The 18,078-nt window shown below is 57.9% G+C and carries 15 protein-coding genes and 1 tRNA gene; 8 read left to right on the top strand and 8 right to left on the bottom strand.

The window, feature by feature from the left end:
* Window positions 1-147: 147 nt before the first annotated feature.
* Entirely contained in the window at window positions 148-1,104 is a 957-nt protein-coding gene (locus ASD54_RS01315; protein WP_062552792.1) for a diacylglycerol kinase family protein, read from the top strand.
* Here ASD54_RS01315 and ASD54_RS01310 read toward each other — a convergent pair.
* Complete coding sequence (locus ASD54_RS01310) at window positions 1,101-2,459, bottom strand: glutamine synthetase family protein (protein ID WP_244484649.1); 1,359 nt, start codon at window positions 2,457-2,459, stop codon at window positions 1,101-1,103. The two genes, ASD54_RS01315 and ASD54_RS01310, sit on opposite strands and share 4 nt — an antisense overlap.
* A 142-nt stretch (window positions 2,460-2,601) precedes the next feature.
* On the opposite strand from ASD54_RS01310, the gene ASD54_RS01305 reads away from it, so the two are divergent.
* Window positions 2,602-3,966 (top strand): aspartate aminotransferase family protein, encoded by a 1,365-nt coding sequence (locus ASD54_RS01305; RefSeq protein WP_062552791.1) that lies wholly within the window; start codon window positions 2,602-2,604, stop codon window positions 3,964-3,966.
* An 8-nt stretch (window positions 3,967-3,974) separates the two neighbouring features.
* Here the strand turns inward: ASD54_RS01305 and ASD54_RS01300 are convergent, their stop codons facing one another.
* A complete protein-coding gene (locus ASD54_RS01300) occupies window positions 3,975-5,492 on the bottom strand; it encodes a glycosyltransferase family 39 protein (protein WP_062552790.1) in 1,518 nt (505 codons plus the stop codon).
* Complete coding sequence (locus ASD54_RS01295) at window positions 5,473-6,492, bottom strand: glycosyltransferase family 2 protein (protein ID WP_062552789.1); 1,020 nt, start codon at window positions 6,490-6,492, stop codon at window positions 5,473-5,475. The genes ASD54_RS01300 and ASD54_RS01295 overlap by 20 nt, the downstream gene beginning before the upstream one ends.
* Window positions 6,493-6,619: 127 nt before the next feature.
* Between ASD54_RS01295 and ASD54_RS01290 the strand changes: the two genes are divergently transcribed.
* Entirely contained in the window at window positions 6,620-7,585 is a 966-nt protein-coding gene (locus ASD54_RS01290) for a lysylphosphatidylglycerol synthase domain-containing protein (protein ID WP_062552788.1), read from the top strand.
* 111 nt (window positions 7,586-7,696) lie between these two features.
* Here ASD54_RS01290 and amn read toward each other — a convergent pair whose 3' ends face one another.
* Window positions 7,697-9,193, bottom strand: coding sequence for an AMP nucleosidase (gene amn, locus ASD54_RS01285; protein ID WP_062552787.1), 1,497 nt, complete (start codon window positions 9,191-9,193; stop codon window positions 7,697-7,699).
* 405 nt (window positions 9,194-9,598) lie between these two features.
* Window positions 9,599-9,937 carry a DUF2147 domain-containing protein gene (locus ASD54_RS01275; protein WP_062553217.1) on the bottom strand — a complete coding sequence of 113 codons (339 nt, stop codon included), beginning with the start codon at window positions 9,935-9,937 and terminating at the stop codon, window positions 9,599-9,601.
* A 472-nt stretch (window positions 9,938-10,409) separates the two neighbouring features.
* On the opposite strand from ASD54_RS01275, the gene ASD54_RS01270 reads away from it, so the two are divergent.
* On the top strand, window positions 10,410-10,676 hold the full coding sequence (locus tag ASD54_RS01270) for a sel1 repeat family protein (RefSeq protein ID WP_062552785.1): 267 nt from the start codon (window positions 10,410-10,412) through the stop codon (window positions 10,674-10,676).
* 62 nt (window positions 10,677-10,738) lie between these two features.
* Here the strand turns inward: ASD54_RS01270 and ASD54_RS01265 are convergent, their stop codons facing one another.
* Together ASD54_RS01265 and ASD54_RS01260 are read right to left on the bottom strand one after the other, a co-directional pair.
* A complete protein-coding gene (locus ASD54_RS01265) occupies window positions 10,739-11,851 on the bottom strand; it encodes a pyridoxal phosphate-dependent aminotransferase (protein ID WP_062552784.1) in 1,113 nt (370 codons plus the stop codon).
* Window positions 11,852-11,964: 113 nt separating this feature from the next.
* Window positions 11,965-12,315 (bottom strand): hypothetical protein, encoded by a 351-nt coding sequence (locus tag ASD54_RS01260; RefSeq protein ID WP_137135273.1) that lies wholly within the window; start codon window positions 12,313-12,315, stop codon window positions 11,965-11,967.
* 208 nt (window positions 12,316-12,523) lie between these two features.
* Here ASD54_RS01260 and ASD54_RS01255 point away from each other — a divergent pair, with 208 nt between their 5' ends.
* The 4 genes from ASD54_RS01255 (at window position 12,524) to ASD54_RS01235 (ending at window position 16,928) form a co-directional block, all read left to right on the top strand.
* Window positions 12,524-13,741, top strand: a complete 1,218-nt coding sequence (locus ASD54_RS01255; protein ID WP_062553215.1) for an FAD/NAD(P)-binding oxidoreductase — start codon at window positions 12,524-12,526, stop codon at window positions 13,739-13,741.
* 115 nt (window positions 13,742-13,856) lie between these two features.
* Window positions 13,857-13,947 (top strand) — tRNA-Ser (locus tag ASD54_RS01250).
* A 395-nt stretch (window positions 13,948-14,342) separates the two neighbouring features.
* The gene (locus ASD54_RS01240; RefSeq protein WP_062552782.1) at window positions 14,343-15,383 is read left to right on the top strand and encodes a porin; all 1,041 of its coding nucleotides are present in this window, start codon (window positions 14,343-14,345) and stop codon (window positions 15,381-15,383) included.
* Window positions 15,384-15,887: 504 nt separating this feature from the next.
* A complete protein-coding gene (locus tag ASD54_RS01235) occupies window positions 15,888-16,928 on the top strand; it encodes a porin (RefSeq protein ID WP_062552781.1) in 1,041 nt (346 codons plus the stop codon).
* 166 nt (window positions 16,929-17,094) lie between these two features.
* Here the strand turns inward: ASD54_RS01235 and ASD54_RS01230 are convergent, their stop codons facing one another.
* On the bottom strand, window positions 17,095-17,982 hold the full coding sequence (locus ASD54_RS01230; protein ID WP_062552780.1) for an alpha/beta hydrolase: 888 nt from the start codon (window positions 17,980-17,982) through the stop codon (window positions 17,095-17,097).
* Window positions 17,983-18,078 lie beyond the last annotated feature (96 nt).

The following is an 18,078-nucleotide window of genomic DNA, read 5'->3' as shown; positions in this document are numbered from 1 at the left end:
TCATATTGCACTGCGAAACGGTTTAAATTGGCAAATCGCAATCGGATTGTCCGGCAATGTGCCGGTCGGGCTTGTCGCATTCATAAAAGGCAACCATTTAACTCTGGCGCCGTTGTGGTGCGGATTTGAGATGGAACGCGGGCTTCAATGAAACTCATTGCGATCTTCAACCGTGACGGCGGTACCTTCAAGACGACCGACATGGACGCCTATTGCGATCATGCCGCGCGCTTCTTCGCAGAGCAGGGGCATGACATCGAATGCCGGGTCGTAGCCGGAGACGATGTCGTAAGCGCCATGGAAGAGGTCGCGAAAAGCGGGGTCGACGGTTTGATTGCCGGTGGTGGCGATGGAACCATTTCCGCGGCGGCTGGCATTGCCTGGAAAAGCGGTCTCGTGCTGGGCATCGTGCCTGCAGGCACCATGAACCTCTTCGCGCGCACTCTCAAACTGCCTCTCGATATCTGGCAGGTGATCGATGTTCTGGCGCGAGGCGAGGTGGAGCACGTGGATATTGCCAGCGCCAATGGCCACAGCTTCGTGCACCAGTTTTCCGCGGGTCTGCATGCCCGCATGGTGCGATATCGCAACCAGATGAGCTATGCCTCGCGGCTTGGAAAGATGCGAGCCAATGCCAGGGCCGCTTTGGGCGTGATGTTCAATCCACCGGTTTTCGAGGTGGAATTTAACGCCGAAGGCCGCCGCGGTCTGCGCAAGGTTTCCGCCATTTCGGTCTCCAACAACGAGTTCGGCCAGGATGCGCTTCTCTACGCCGACAGTGTCACGGGCGGCCACCTCGGTTTCTACATCGCAGACGCCTTGACGCCGGCAGGCGTTGCCAAGCTCACGATCGATATCCTGCGCGGCAAGCTGAAGGAGAACGAGGCAGTAACCGCGATGACAGCCACCGAACTGGAACTGCATTTTCCCAAGCGGCGGCACGATGTGCGCTGCGTCATCGATGGGGAGCTGCTGCCAATGGCGAGGGATGTCAAACTGCGTATTCACGCCGGGGAGCTTAAAGTGCTGGTTCGCCAGCCGCAGCAGCCCACCCTTCAGGTGCAGGACCAGGAAGGCATGGTTGAACAGCAGCCTTCCCTCTAGATACGCGCGAGATAGGTCTGGTAATCGAAATCGGACACCGTGCGCAGATAGGCGATGGCCTCTTTGCGTTTCGTATCCGCATAGAGGCGCTGGTAGCCTTCGCCGAACGTATCTCGAATATACTCTGACTGCGCGAAGTCCTCGACGGCGGTGAGAAAGTCATGGGTCAGTCTTCTGCCACTCGTGGCTTGCTGGCCCGCCTCGGTTGCCGGACCCGGATCCAGCGTCGAATCGAGCCCTCTCAGAATGCCGCCCAGAATCGCCGTCAGCAGCAGGTAGGGGTTGGCGTCTGCGCCTGCCACCCGATGCTCGATACGTGCGCCCGGTCCATCGGTTTCCGGAATGCGGATTGCCGTCCCGCGATGGCCGACACCCCAATCGATATCCACGGGAGCAAAGGAGCCGGGCTGGAACCGTCGGTAGGAATTGGCAAAGGGTGCAAAGACGAGCTGCGCTTCCCGCATCGTCTCCAGCATTCCGGCACAGACAGATTTCAAGGCAGTCGGTTCCCCACCTGCCGCATCCAGCACGTTGCGCCCTGATCTATCTATGACGCTGGCATGCACATGCAGGCCGGAACCGGCATGGTCGCCATAGGGTTTGGCCATGCAGGTTGAGCGAAGGCCATGCTTGCGTGCCGCCATCTGCGCAAGACGCTTGAGATAGATGCAGTCATCGGCCGCCGCCAGAGCATCCGGCCGATGGTTGAGGTTGATCTCGAACTGGCCAGGGCCGAATTCCGCCGTCGTGGCGTCCGCTGGCAGGCCCTGCAGATCCGCCCATTCGCGCAACGTGTCCAGATAGCCCTGCAGGGCGTCCACGGCGCTCATGTCGTAGAGCTGAAATCCGTTCGGTTCACCCCGGTAGGTGAGAGATCTTGGCGGGCGCGGTTTGCCGCTCTCACGCCAATCGTCCTCGATCACGTAGAATTCAAGCTCGGTCGCAACGACCGGTGTCAGCCCCCGCTCTGCAAACCGGGCAAGCATGGAGGACAGGATCGCCCTCGGATCCATGAAGCTCGGTTCGCCCGTCAGTTCATGCATTGTGGAAAGAACCTGTGCCGATCCTTGCGGCGCCCAGGGCATGGGTGCCAGACTTCTGGGATCGGGAATGCAGCAGCCGTCGGGATCGCCGAGCGTCAGTGAGAGGCCCGTGATATCGTCATTGTCATCGCCCCAGATGTCCAGCGATTGCGTGGATGTCGGCAGCCGCACCTTGCCATCCCACACCTTGTTCTGCGCGCTGAGCGGAATCTGCTTGCCGCGAAGATCGCCGTTCATGCCGACGAGCAAGATTTCGATTCTCGGTTCCTGGGTCTCGACCGGCATCCGCGCCTCGCTGCTTTTTGTATTCATCACTGGCCGTCAGTCCGGATGGACCTTGCTTGCCAAGCCTGTTGCTGTTGGTCCATGTTCGTAGCGGATCGAACAGGGGCTTACAACGTGGCCGCCTCCGTTCAATCGCCAACATCGTAAACAAGTCAGACGGGGGAAGTCTTTGGACCCGGTTCGTAATTCCGAGAACATGAGCGCAATCGACCTGGCGCATCACATCCATCCCTTTTGCGACATGAAGGACATGGCGCGTCATGGTACGCAGATCATGGCGCGAGGTGAGGGGATCTGGATCTTCGATTCGCAGGGCAATCCCTACATGGATGCCTTCGCCGGTCTCTGGTGCGTGAATATCGGCTACGGGCGCAAGGAAATCGGCGAAGCCGTCATGCGGCAGATGAACGAGCTGCCTTATTACAATACCTTTTTCGGCACATCGACCCAGCCCGCGACCCTTCTAGCCCAGAAGGTCACGAGCTATACGCAAGGCCTGATGAGCCATGTCTTCTTCACCTCGTCAGGGTCCGAGGCAACAGACACTTGGTTCCGGCTGGCCCGGATCTACTGGAAGGTGCTGGGCCAACCTTCCAAGAAGCAGGTCATCGCACGACGCAACGCCTATCACGGGTCTACCGTGGCCGGCGCATCGCTCGGCGGCATGAAGCATATGCACGAGCAGGGCGATCTGCCGATCGAGGGTATTCACCACATCGGTCAGCCTTATTGGTACGCAGACGGTGGTGATCTGACGCCAGCGGAATTCGGGCTCAAGATGGCCCGCGAGCTTGAGGCCAAGATCGATGAACTGGGCGAGGAGAATGTGGCGGCCTTTGTGGGCGAGCCCATTCAGGGCGCAGGCGGCGTCATCATCCCGCCGGATACCTATTGGCCAGAGATTGAGCGTATTTGCCGGGCGCGCAACATTCTGCTGATTGCGGATGAAGTCGTTTGCGGTTTTGGACGCCTTGGCAGCTGGTTCGGCCATCAGCATTTCGGCTTCAAACCCGATATGGCATCGATCGCGAAGGGGCTTTCATCCGGCTACCTGCCGATCGGCGGCGTGTTGATCAGCGAAAAAGTCGCCGCTGTGCTGGCTGAGGCCGGCGACATCAACCACGGCTACACCTATTCCGGCCATCCGGTCTGCGCCACGGCAGCGCTGGAAAACCTTCGTATCGTGGAAGAGGAAGGACTTGTGGAACGGGTGCGCGACGATATCGGCCCCTACCTCGCACAGGCCCTTAAGACCCTTGAGGATCATGAAGTGGTCGGGCAGGTCGAATCGGTCGGATTGCTGGGCGCGGTTCAACTGGCCAAGGACAAGTCCACCCGCCAGCGGTTCAAGGATCCCGATCGCGCCGGGCGCGTGGTGCGCGGCTTCTGCTACGACCACCAGCTCATCATGCGCGCGACAGCGGACCGGATGCTGATTTCGCCCGCCCTGATCATCAGCCGTGAAGAGGTGGACGGGTTGGTTCAATATATCCGCCACGGTCTCGACCATTTGCGAGAGCAGCATCTCGATTGAAAGCTGTCTCAGCGCTGGGGCAGGGCGACCTGCTCCAGCCAGACATACCCGAACCGCATGGTATCGCCTTCCTGCGCGAAGTTGTACGGAACGTCGACATAGGTGATCTTCAGCGATGCGGGCGAAACATCATTCGCTTTCAGGAAGCCGGCCAAGTCGTCCGAGAAACCTTCGCGGCCGTCCCGCAGTGGCCAGACGATGAGGCCCGGACCGCGCCGCACGGCATCGGCAAAAGCGATAGGCTGAAGCTGCGGCATCAGCACCGGAACGCTGGTGAATTCCAGCCGTGCATTGCCAGCCATCATCAGATCGTCGGTGAGAATGAAGGCAGGCCGCTCATTGCGGGCACCCACGACCTGTTCCAGCATCGGCTGGTAAGGCGTGTGCTCCTTGCTGTAGCGGCCGATATAGGGCGCGATGATATTGGCGACTGCGAAATACAAGACGCTGACCGTCACAATGGCCATGACGGGAATGCCCATACGGGCCACGCTCCCCCTTGTGTCGATCCGTGCCGCTGCAATCTTCAGGGTAAGGTAAAGAGGAAGCAGCATCTGGAAGGGGGACAGCCATTTCTGACGGATGCTGGAAGCCCCGAACCCGAGGCCGATCAGCGTAACCAGCACAAGACAGACCACGATCATCCATCCGATGACCCGGCTCCAGCGATCGCTGGCTCTCAAAACCGCTCCCAGATCCCTGTAGAAGATGACGGCGAAGATTGCGATGACCGGCAAGGTGCCCTTCAGGGTCGATAGCAGAATGGAGATGAGGCCGCGAATGCTGTCACGCGCCAGATCGCCGGACGCACCTTCGCGCATGGCTTCCACTGTGCCGGTGGTCGCTACATCCAGGTTCATCAGAGCCCAGATCAGATGCGGCAGCGCAATGGCCGCCGCAACCAGCATGGCCGGAATCATGCGCCAGTCTAGCAAGCGTTTGCGGAAATCGGGTTCCGGCAGGACGGCGATGATGGCCGCAATCGGGATGATGACAAAATTGTATTTCGTGAGGAAGCCAAGTCCGACCGTCAATCCGAGCAGGATGTACGAGCCGAGACTTGGCCTGTCGAGCGTCTTCAGGAAGGCAAGCAGGAACAGCGAAACGAAGCAGAGCGTTGCGATGGCATGCGTCAGATCCCGCTGCGCCAGAACGCTGATGGAGGGAACCATCAATAAGCCGAGCATGGCAATGAGCGGCAGTCTTCTGTCTTCCATCACCTGGCGCGCGGCAAGCCCGTAGAAGATGCAACAGAGAAACAGCAGGCTGTTCTTGAGTGCCGAGAGCGTTGCAACCGACAGGCCGAACAGCGCATTCATGCCGATCTGCAGCCAGTCATACAGCGGCGGTTGCCGTCCATAGCCTAGCAGCAGCATTTGCGACAGAAATGCCTGCTCCGCCTCGTCATTCTGCAGGCTGTCGGAACGCAGAACCCGCATGATGACGCAGAGAATGAAGTAGGCGAGGACTGCCCACACAATGACGCCCGGTTGGCGGACGAGAAGATTACGGGTTCTGCTGATCACGGCTATAGATTTCCCTGACCACATAACTCAGGCTGCTGTCATCCTTGAAGTAAACGCGCGCCAGCATTTCCGCCAGAATACCGGTGGTGATCATCTGAACCGAGGACAGGAACAGCATGATTCCGACGAGAAAGAGCGGCCGCGTACCAATGTCATTGCCAAGAATGAACTTGTCGATGAACAGGTAAAACAGGATGAGCGCCGAGAGCGCGCCGATGCCAAGGCCAAGCGAGCCGAAAAAGTGGCCTGGCCGCGCCTTGAATTTCATGAAGAACAGGACCGACAGAAGATCGAGGATAACCCGGAACGTGCGCGAAATGCCGTATTTGGAAACGCCGTGCTGCCGTGCATGGTGCGTGACGGGCATTTCTCCGATGCGGGAACTCGGCACCACGTTGGCGACCCAGGCGGGGATGAAGCGGTGCATTTCACCCATCAGCCGGACCTGCTTGATCACCGACCCGCGATAGATCTTCAGGCTGCAACCGTAGTCGTGCAGGCGAACGCCGGTAATGCGCCCGATCAGGCGATTGGCGATCCAGGAAGGGATCTTGCGCAGGACAAGGCCGTCCTGCCGGTTCTTGCGCCAGCCGACCAGAAGGTCCAGTTCACGGCGCTCCAGTTCCGCCACCATGGCCGGAATGTCTTTCGGGTCGTTCTGCAGATCGCCATCGAGCGTTGCGATCAGCCGTCCGCGCGCTTCGGTGATTCCCGCCTGCATGGCAGCCGTCTGGCCGAAATTTCGCTGCATGGCGACGATGCGAAGTTCCAGCCCCTCGGGCCCGATGGCGGAACGGGCGGCGGTCAGTGTGGCATCGGTGCTGCCGTCATCGACGAGGATCAGTTCCCAGCGTCCGGCATATCCAGCCATTGCCTCCTGAACGCGCGCAATCAGCGGGCCGACGCTTTCCTCTTCGTTGAAGACAGGCACGACAAGCGAAAGTTCAAGCCCGCCTGTGCCCACCGTATCCGCGCCGATCAATTCCACAGTTGTACGCACCTGGTCTTTCTCCTAAACCTCGGGGGCTTGCCTTGATGGCCATCGACCCGGCCGGGTGATATCGCGTGGCGATATCTCCTCCGGGAATTGCCGAAGTGGATCTATTGCTGATGGACGCGTCCTCTATATGAAGAACGAAAGGCTTGCCAGCCAAAAGCCATGGATTCTCCGCCATACGACCACACTTGTGACACTTGTTGCGGTGGTGTGTTATGTCGGCTTCATCCAGTGGGTATGGGGATGGGCGCAAATCGTCGGGATCTGGAGAACAGCCGGTCTTGGCATTGCAAGCACCGCGCTTCTGCTTTTGCTGATGACCTATGTGCTTCGCACCTGGCGGATCTACGATTATTTTCCGCGAGAAACGAAAGGCAGCTTTCGCCGTCTGTTTCGTGTGGTGCAGGTCCATAATCTCCTGAACGTCATGCTTCCTTTTCGCAGCGGTGAACTGAGCTTTCCCTTGCTGATGAAGCAGGAGTTTGGCGTCTCCATCACACGGGCCAGCGCTGCACTGCTGGTCATGCGGCTTTTCGATCTGCATGCGCTCTTTGCGGCAGCGGGGTTCGGTCTGGCTTTGGAACACCGCAATCTCTGGCTCTGGCTTCTTTGGGCACTGTTCGCGTTCAGTCCCGCGATTGCCTTCGCGCTCAAAGAGGGTCTGCTGAGGCAGGCGCGCAAGATCTCTCACCCCAAGCTTCAGCACATGATGGCGGAACTCGAACAAGGACTTCCGGCCAACACATCATCATTCATTCGCGCTTGGGGTGTAACCCTCGTCAACTGGTTCGTGAAAATTGCGGTCATGGCCTGGGTTCTGGTTCTGCTCGCAAACATCGGCCTTGCCGCAGGCTTCGGTGGCGCGCTTGGGGGAGAGCTCTCCTCAGTGCTTCCCTTGCATGCGCCGGGCGGCATCGGAACCTATCCGGCAGGAATAACAGCCGGAGCCTTGGCTTTCGGTGCCGAACGTTCGGAAAGCGCATTGGCTGAGCTGGGGCAGGCCGCCATCAACGCGCACCTGCTGATCATTCTCAGCTCCGTCATTGGCGCCGGGCTGTCGATGCTGGTTGCGGGGCGGTCGAAAACACCCCGCTAAAGCATCGGGCGAAAAAGTGGAATCCGGTTTTTCGCTCAACCGATGCGTCAACAAAGAATTTAGAGCGGCGGGCCGTTTCCGATTGGTCGCCCGACGCTCGAATCTCTCGGGTTACTGGAACGCCGTCTCGTAGAAGCTGCGCAGCTTGCGCGAATGCAGCGTTTCTGTCGGCATGGCGGCAAGTTTCTGTACGGCACGGATGCCGATCTTGAGGTGCTGGCGAACCTGCGTCCTGTAAAATTCGGTCGCCATTCCCGGCAGCTTCAACTCGCCATGCAAAGGCTTGTCGGAAACACACAGCAGGGTGCCATAGGGAACGCGGAAGCGGAAACCGTTGGCCGCAATGGTGGCCGATTCCATGTCCAGCGCAATCGCGCGCGCCTGCGACAATCGCTTGACCGGTCCTGCCTGGTCGCGAAGTTCCCAGTTACGGTTGTCGATGGTGGCAACGGTGCCCGTTCGCATGATGCGCTTCAGCTCAAATCCTTCGAGGCCCGTGATTTCCTCGACCGCATCTTCCAGCGCTTGTTGAACTTCAGCGAGCGCCGGGATCGGCACCCAGACCGGCAGGTCGTCGTCCAGCACATGGTCTTCGCGCATGTAAGCATGTGCAAGAACGTAGTCGCCGAGCCGCTGGCTGTTGCGTAGCCCGGCACAATGACCAACCATCAGCCAGGCATGCGGGCGCAGCACGGCGATGTGGTCTGTGATTGTCTTCGCATTCGATGGGCCGACGCCGATATTCACCAAGGTTATTCCGGCATGCCCCTTCTTCTTGAGATGGTAGGCTGGCATCTGGGGAAGGCGTACGGGCGCTTCGTTTGTGCGACTCCCGGCAGGGGTGATGATGTTGCCGGGCTCGACGAAGGCTGTATAGCCTTCGCCGCCATTCGCCATCAGTTCACGAGCCCAGGCCGCAAACTCGTCGATGTAGAACTGGTAGTTGGTGAAAAGCACAAAGTTCTGGAAATGATCCGCGCTCGTGGCCGTGTAGTGGCTGAGGCGGGCCAGTGAGTAATCGATGCGCTGTGCAGTAAACGGCGCAAGCGGCGCGGGCTCACCTGGAACCTGATCATATTCACCATTCGCGATCAGATCGTCCGTGTTGTTGAGATCCGGCGTATCGAAGATATCGCGGAGCGGCATGTCCGATACCGTCGCAGACGCGGATGCCTCGATATGCGCGCCTTCTCCGAAGGCAAAATGCAACGGAATCGGCGTCTGCGATTCGGACACCGTGATCGGTACGTTGTGATTGCGCATCAGAAGACCCAGCTGTTCCTTCAGATAATGGCGGAACAGTTTCGGCCGTGTGACGGTGGTCGTGTAATGGCCGGGCGCCGTGACATGGCCGTAGGACAGGCGCGAATCGATATGCCCGAAGCTGGTGGTTTCTATGCTCACCTGCGGATAGCACGCCCGATAGCGACCTTCGATCGGCTGGCCCTTCGCCAGATTTCCGAATGCCTCGATCAGGAACCCGGTATTGCGCTCGTAAAGCTCGGTCAGCGCGTCCACCGCAGCGGCGGGATCACTGAAGACCCTAGGCTCATAAGCCGGTGGATTGATGAAGGTGGGGGCAGATTGGGAAAAGATTCGTTTTGTCATGAGCCATTATAGTGTGGACTTGTTGACAAGCCAATTACGGCCGGGAAGCAGATTGCCGAGTTTTGAACTCAGAGGAGGGCGCCGCATTGCCCGCCTGTGGTCCGGCAGGAAAACGCAGAGGCATCCGATAGGGCATTCGCTTTCCGTGTCTGGTTCACAAGTGCCGACATTGAAATTGCAAATACCATCATCGTCAGCGTTATGATTGTCATTCTGCGCGCCAGTCTTGTCATGTCCGTCCACCCCTTATGCCTTATCCCTGTATCAAAGATGACAAGACTTGCCTGAACCTGCACTGAGGCAACCGTTCATCCGCAATTCAAGAGTCTTAACGAGACGCGAGCGAACAAAAAAATCCGCCGGAGTGACCGGCGGACCTTCTGGACGAATCGTGTGGGAGCGAGTTTAGAGGCGCGTCCAGGTCTGCGATTTGCAGAACACCGACATGACGCAGCCCTTCATCTTCAGAGAGTTTCCGCTGACTGCGCCCGATCCGCTATAGGTCTTATCGGCTTCGGGATCGGTGATCTCACCGCTGTAATTGCCGCCGGTGCCGCTCATCTTGCCGATCTGCTTGCCCGCATGTTTGCCGGTCTTCAGCGTTACACAGAAGGCAGAACCACACTTGCTGATGGCTGCCGTCTCGCCACTGGCAGTCTTCCAGTTGCCTTCGATCGGTTCCGCGGCCCAGGCAATGCCTGAGAACGCCAGCATTGCTCCTGCGATCAGTCCAGTCATGCGAATCATATGTGACGCTCCTCCGCCAAAGTGAAATCCGTCTTCCCCGAACGCAGTTCCTCCTCCGCGTTCTCGGGCTGATGTGCTGAGATTAGCTTACGCACACGTAAAGGTAAATAGGTGCCATTTCGTCAGGCCCGGTCCTGGCATCAGAGTTTGCATGCGAAATCATGGTCAAGAAAGGGTGAAAACGCCATGGTTGCCGTAAACCTAACAAAACGCGGAATCGACTGGTCCACAAGGGATGTGATGTTTAACAAAAACTGAGGTTTACCAACTGTTTGGACTTTGTTTGTTTCAAATTAATCATGCATTTTAGGCGAATTTTGAAGCCGCTGCCGCATAGTGAACCCATGAAGACGAGCAGAAAATCTGCCGGTCGGAGGTGATGAGAACCCGGAGAGGTTTCGCACTTTCGATGCCCGCAAGGGCTCTCGAAAACAGGGCAAGAATAACCGGTTCAACAGGGATTAAACCAATGGCACGCTTTGACATTCAGGAATGCGAAATGACGGCGATGGGTGGCGAGGCCCGCGCTGAACTCTTCTGTGACATGGGCTTGATGTATGCCACCGGACGCGGCTGCCCGGTGGATCTGGTTGCGGCTCACAAGTGGCTGAACATCGCCGCCATCAAGGGATCCGACCGTGCCGCGGAATTGCGGGCGGACCTCTCCCACATGATGACAAAGATGCAGCTTGCGGAAGCCCTCCGCGCCGCCCGCGACTGGATGACCACGCACTGATCCATCGCACGTCTATCCCTGAACCGGCAGATCGACGAAGAGGCTGAAGAGCTTAGTAATCTTCAGCCGATCGTCTTCAAAACCTGCGGCAGGGCCTCCGCCAGCAGTGTCATGTCCTGCGGCAGACCCGTGCTGATGCGGATGCACCGGTTAAGCGGCGCAACACCCGGCATGCGGATGAACACGCCGTGCTCCATCAGGCCATCCACGATGGCCCGCGCATAGGCGCCATCCCGACCGCAATCGATCGCGACGAAGTTGGTCGCCGACACGAGGGGCAGAAGCCCGTTCGCTCTGGCGATGTCGGAAATCGCGTCACGGGAGGCAGAGATTTTCTGCAGCACATCCGTGAGATAGGCCTGATCCTTCAGGGCCGCCAGCGCACCAGCGACGCTGATCCGCGCCATTCCGAAATGATTGCGAATCTTGTCGAAGGCCTGCGCGTTTTCAGGCGTGGTGATGACATATCCAACCCGCGCCCCGGCAAGACCATAGGCTTTGGAAAGCGTGCGCGTGCGCATGACATTGGGGCGGTCGATCAAACGGGAAAGCGCCGGGGTCGTGCCGTCTGGCGCTGTTTCGCAATAAGCCTCGTCCAGGATCAGCAGACAGGTTTCCGGCAGCGCTTCGGCAAATTCGGCCACGGCATCGGCGTTCCACCAACTGCCCATGGGATTGTCCGGGTTGGCGAAATAGACCAGTGGCGCATTTTCGCGCTTCACAAGCTCAAGCAGACCGGCCAGATCTTCCCGATCCTGCACGTAAGGTGCGGTGACAAGTCGGCCGCCATAGCCAGCGACATGAAAATTGAAGGTGGGATAGGCGCCAAGCGATGTCACCACCGGCATGCCCGGCTCTATGATCATGCGAACGATATGGCCGAGAAGGGCATCGATGCCTTCGCCCACCGCGATATTGGTCGGGGAGCAGCCGAGATGAGCTGCCAAGGCCTGCTTGAGTTCGAAATTCTCCGGGTCGGAATAATGCCAGGTATCAGAGGCGGCCTCCGCCATGGCGGCCACGACGGACGGTGCCGGACCGAAACCGCTTTCATTGGCGCCGATTCTGGCCCTCACTATCAGTCCACGGTTGCGTTCGATTGCTTCCGGTCCGACAAAAGGAACAGTGGCAGGCAGTGAGGAAAGAAGAGGTGTGAAGCGCGCAAAGCTTGGCATGATGTTCCCGGCTCAAAGGGCAATGAGAGCCACACCATAAAGTGCTCCGGCTTATCCGCAAGTACACTTGCGGCGAGACTGGTACACTCGCCCGTCAGACCCGCAACGCCTTCTCAGGCGTCTTCAAATCCCCGCCGAATGACGTGATGCAGGAATTCCGGTGCCAACAGCATGTTGAAGCCGACAACCACATGCTCAGCTTCGCGCCGGATCACGGTGCAGCCGATTTCGTCATGGATGCCGAGAATTTCGAGGAAGAAGTTTTTCGGCATCGTCAGGTTGGGGCTGACATCCAGATCCGCGCCGTAAAGGGAAATGTTGCGCACGATGCAGCGGAAGTGAGAGGCCGTGCTCAGGTGATGGCCGACGAAGATGACTTTTCCCGGCCGGTCGATGACGTATTTCGGAAATGCCTGGTCGCGCGGAATGTTCGCTTTCGGATCAAGGTTGATATTCAAGGACATGACGCCCTCCATCGCTATTGGAACCCAAGAATAAGGGATATCACCTACCAAGCGGTAAAGGCGCTGCGTAAAATATGATAGGCAGCTTATCTTTTCGATAGTTTCTTCAACTGCCTGCTCCTCGTTGACGCCTTGTCCGCACGGCGCTACCCAAGCAGTCTCTACGCTCGATAGGAAAGGGCGGAAGACGCGAATGAAGGAGCGGGCAATGACGGTTGATCTGGTGGTTGTTGGGGGCGGACAGGCTGCTTTCTCACTTGTGGCCAAGCTTCGCAGCCTTGGTGACAGCCGCTCGATCACGATCCTGACCGCCGAGAATGTTGCTCCTTATCAACGTCCGCCTCTCTCCAAGAAGTATCTGCTGGGCGAGATGGAGTTCGACCGTCTTCAGATGCGCCCAGACGCCTGGTATGGCGAGCAGGCAATTGATCTGCGACTTTCGACATTCGTGGAGGAGATCAACCTTGCTGCTCGCTCGGTTCGCATTCAGGACGGTTCCTGCCTGAACTACAACAAGCTCGTCCTTGCAACAGGGGCTGCCCCGAGACGCCTTCCCGCAGCCATCGGAGGCGATCTCGAAAACGTTTTCGTCATGCGTGACAAGCGCGATGCGGACCAATTGGCTGCGGCATTCCAACCAGGCGCGCGGGCTCTGGTGATAGGCGGCGGTTACATCGGCCTGGAAGCGGCGGCCGTTGCAAGACACAAAGGGCTTGAGGTCACGCTTATCGAAATGGCGGACCGTATCCTCAAGCGAGTCGCCTCTTCTCAGACCGCAGACGCCATGCGGGCGATCCACGAATCGCACGGCGTTGCGATTCGTGAGTCGACGGGCTTGCGTCGCCTGATTGGGGAGGGCGGCAAGCTGGTGGGCGCCGAATTGGCAGACGGAACCGTCATCGATCTCGATCTGGCCATCGTCGGAATCGGCGTGACGGCGAATACGGAGCTTGCCCAGGCTGCCGGACTGACGGTGACGGATGGAATCGTGGTCGACTCAATGACGCGGACATCGGATCCGGACGTCCACGCGATCGGCGACTGCGCCAGCTTGCCTTGGCAAAACACAATGATCAGGCTGGAATCAGTTCAAAACGCCGTTGATCAGGCCGAGGCGCTCGCTGCGATTCTCGCAGGCAGTGACAAGGCCTATGAGCCTAAACCGTGGTTCTGGTCGGATCAGTATGATGTCAAACTGCAGATTGCCGGACTGAACGTCGGGTTCGACGAAACCTTCGTGAGGCAGGGAGTGCGACCGGGAAGCCAATCGATCTGGTATTTCCGGGAGAATCGGTTTGTTGCTGTCGATGCCATCAACGATGCCAAGGCCTATGTTACCGGCAAGAAACTGCTGGATTCGAACATGCCTTTGAACAGATCGATTCTTGAGGATCCGACGCGCGATCTAAAGGAGCTGCTTGCCTGAAGCCGTGTCTCATCGCAAAAAGCTCAAGGATTTCAGATGATATCGGGGGATTTTGCAGGCAGTCTCGCAAAATGCCTTGCAATCGGTGGCTCGACGACATAATCACGTCGGCACCGGAGAGGTGGCCGAGTGGTCGAAGGCGCTCCCCTGCTAAGGGAGTATACGTCAAAAGCGTATCGAGGGTTCGAATCCCTTCCTCTCCGCCACTATTGATGCGAAAGCGCGCATTTCAAATATCTCATACATGACTGAGCATGAGGCAGACTCGCGAGATGAGCTGCTGGTGCAATTGCGCAACATGGCCTTCGCAGGTCTGGCTGCGCGTAACACCCTGTCGGATAACGACTTTCTTAATCATTGGTAAAATTTGAAACGTTGTCCACGCGCTTTTGTGTCGTTTGAGCAACAGCCATTTGTGAAGCAGCCCGGCTTGTCTGATTGCGGTCAACTTCACGATTGCAAGCGTCAACTGACCGAGTATGTTCACCATCAGAAGCGAGGCGGTGGATCGTCTACCTTCTGATTAAACGGGTGTGGGGCAGGGAAGGTCGTTTCGCGATCTAAAAACCCAAACCCTCGTTAAACTTGACTGGAGGTCATTATGAACATCAAGAGCCTTCTTCTCGGCTCCGCTGCTGCTCTCGCAGCAGTATCCGGCGCCCAGGCTGCCGACGCTATCGTTGCTGCTCAGCCGGAGCCGATGGAATACGTTCGCGTTTGCGACGCATTCGGCGCTGGTTTCTTCTACATTCCGGGTTCTGAAACCTGCCTCAAGATCGACGGCTACGTTCGTTTCCAGACGGACTTCGGTCGTAACCTGTCCGGCACGTCTGACTGGAACTCCTTCACGCGCGCTCAGGTCAACTTTGACGCCCGTTCTGACTCTGAACTCGGCACGCTCCGTGGTTACATCGGTCTGCGCGGCAACGCTCAGAACTCCGGCAACCGCGCTACGTTCGTAGACCAGGCCTTCATCGAAATCGGTGGCCTCAAGGTTGGTTACTTCTACAACTGGTGGGATGACGGCCTCTCTGGCGAAACCGATGATATCGGCCAGAACACGCTGTTCAACTCCATCCGTTACACCTACACGGCTGGCTCCTTCTACGCTGGTCTCTCGGTTGACGAACTGGAAAGCCAGTCTGCAACCGCTCAGGTCGCTCCTTTCGGCGTAGCTCGTGCAGTTGACCCGAACAACAACGTCGGCGTTTCCGGTATCGTTGGCGGCAAGTTCGGCGGCGTAAGCGTCAACGTTCTCGGCGGTTACGACACGGACCAGGAAAACGGTTCTATCCGTGGTATCCTGACGGCTGATGTTGGCCCAGGCACCTTCGGCCTCGCAGCAGTATGGTCTTCTGGCCAGAACTTCTACTACGACAAGGCTGAGTGGACTGTTGCAGCTGAATACGCTGTAAAGGTCACCGACAAGTTCAAGATCACCCCCGGCTTCCAGTACTTCTGGACGCTCGACCAGAACCGCTTCGGCGACTTCGTTGGTTCGCGTGACGCTTGGAAGGCTGGTCTGACGTTCGACTACCAGCTGGCAAAGAACCTGTCTGCAAAGGCTTCGGTACAGTACTACGATCCTGACCGCGCTCAGGAGTCCTGGTCTGGTTACCTGCGTCTGCAGCGTTCGTTCTAATCTGACCATTCAGGTCTGATTGCGGAAGCCCGGCTTAGTGCCGGGCTTTTTGCGTTTGCAGCAAGGCCGAAGCCGCACACTCATCGTTGCTTGGCTCAGCACGCTTGTGATGAGCATTCTAAGCCAGCTCGTTCAGGTTTTGCGGCCATGATGAGTCCCGTCGATCGACCAGCCATCTCCCATCAATTGATTCCGAATCTGAATTGCTCGGCGGATCAAGCTCGGATTGAGGCGGAAATGTGTCAGTGAAATCCTTGATTTCATTAATATTTCGTTAGTTTATGACGTGTCTGGCGTGTGCTGATATGATGTGATTAACTATTAGATGTTGCGCTGACGCGAATGTGTCACGATTTCGCAACAATGTTGAATTCAACGACCGTTGATAATCTCAAAACGTAGCTTTTTAATTTTGCGACTGCGAACGCCGGTGTTTTAATAGCCTCACATCAGGTTGACCCAAGCCACCTGACGCCCGATGGTTTCAATTCTCGAGGGAAAAACATGAACTTCAAGGTTCTCGCCGCAAGCTCTGTAGCTGCGCTGTCCTTTGCTTCGGCATCTTATGCTGCCGATGCTATCGTTGCTGCTCAGCCTGAGCCAATGGAATATGTCCGCGTGTGCGACGCTTTCGGCGCTGGCTTCTTCTACATTCCGGGTTCTGAGACCTGCCTGAAGATCGGTGGCTACGTCCGTTTCCAGACTGATTTCGGCCGTGATCTTTCTGGTCGTTCTGATTGGAACGCCTTTACACGTGCACAGCTGGAACTCGATGCTCGCTCGGATACGGAACTTGGTACGCTTCGCGGCTTCATCGGCCTTCGTGGCAACTCCGACAACTCCACCTCGCGCGGCGTAAACGTCGATCAGGCCTTCATCGAAGTCGGTGGCCTGAAGGTCGGCTTCTTCTACAGCTGGTGGGATGACGATCTGTCTGGCGAAACAGACATCCTGTCGTCCAACACGACTCAGTACAACGCCATCCGCTACACCTACACATCGGGTGCCTTTTTCGCTGGCGTCGCCGTTGAAGAACTCGAAAGCGCCTATGCTGGCGGTTCGAACCTCGGCGTTGCTTACGGTTTCGTTCCGAAGGCTAACAACAATGTCGGCATCAGCGGTGCAGTTGGTATTTCCGAAGGTGCGATCCGCGGTAACCTGATTGGCTCCTACGACATCGACCAGGAAAACGGCGCTCTGCGCGCGATTGCCTATGCCGATATCGGTCCTGGCACGCTCGGCCTGTCCGCTGCCTGGGCTAGCGGTGCGAACGCTTACTACGATGAGTCCGAGTGGACTGTCGCCGGTGAGTACGCCATCAAGCTGAACGACAAGTTCACGGTCACCCCGGCTGCTCAGTACCTCTGGAAGGTACAGACCAACCGCGTTGGCGACTTCGTCGGTGGCGATGCATGGCGCGCTGGCGTAACCGTGGATTACCAGCTGGCCACGAACCTGTCGGCCAAGGTGACTGCAAACTACCAGGACATCGACAACGGTCCGGAAAGCTGGACTGGCTTCTTCCGTCTGCAGCGCGCATTCTAAGAGCGCCTGACGACAAAGTTTTGAAAACCCGCCGAAAGGCGGGTTTTCTCGTTTTAGCTGGCAGGCAGATGCATATCTGCGGAAGTGCGCGTCGATCTCACGGTTACAGCACGCAACAGAACAAGGCCGTAAACGCTGGCAGCGAACTGGACAGTCGCGAGTTGGGTTAGACGGGACGCAGAAAGTCTAGGAGCGCGTCGTACACCTGCGGCTTGTGCAGAAGCGGCGCATGACCTTGACCTGCGGCTGTTACGACACGGAGTTCCGGGTGCCGGTCTTGCATGGACGCTACGATCTGTTCGGTCAACAAGGTTGAGTGTTCGCCTCTAACAACCATCATCGGCCTGTCGTTCAGCAGATCGAATTGGGTCCATAGGTGAGGGAGCGGTTGTTCAAGATCCATCGATGCGAATGCACGCGCGATGGCTGGATCGCAGTCGGGAACAATTTGTCCGCCCTGTTCGGTATAGATGGCGCGAGCCATGTCCTGCCAATCGCTTGGCTCGAGAGCAGGGAAGGCGGCTCCATGCACGCGGGACAGCTGTTCCGCCGCAGATGCCCAGTCTGGAATGGCGCTGGTGTTGCCTTCGCCGAGATAGCTCTGGATCAGTTTCAATCCTTCCAATCCGAGTTCTGGACCGACATCGTTCAGCATCACGGCTGCTATTCGATCCGGGGCAAGTTGAGCGAGGATATGAAGAATAAGGCCGCCGCGTGAGGTGCCGACGAAGATCGCCTGCGTGATCCCGAGCGCATCCAGAACCAACAGGCAATCCTGTGCTTCAGTGAAGATGGAATAGGTTGCGGGATCTTCAGCCCGGTCCGAGGCGCCGCGCCCGCGATAATCGATGCAAATGACGCTGCGTGGCTTGATCGGATCGCCAGAGACCCGCTTGGCAAAAGCATGAAAATCGCGGCTATTGCGGGTCAGACCAGCCAGGCAGACAACGGGGAGGGCCTCGGAAGAGGGCTCATGGTTCCTGTAGGTCCGGTAAGCGATCCGTGTGCCGTCCGCTGATGTCACGAAGTCGAGTTTGGCGCCGTCTTCTCGCACGCTGGATCCTTCTTCCTGTGTGGCCGAATGCTTCGCTTGTCTAGGGTCAAAGTTTCATGTCGCGTCCTGAGGCGCAAGATGCATGCCTCGCCTTCC

The organism is Rhizobium sp. Root149 (assembly GCF_001427345.1).
Lineage (GTDB): Bacteria > Pseudomonadota > Alphaproteobacteria > Rhizobiales > Rhizobiaceae > Neorhizobium > Neorhizobium rhizoryzae.
This window is presented reverse-complemented; position numbering and strand designations above follow the sequence as displayed.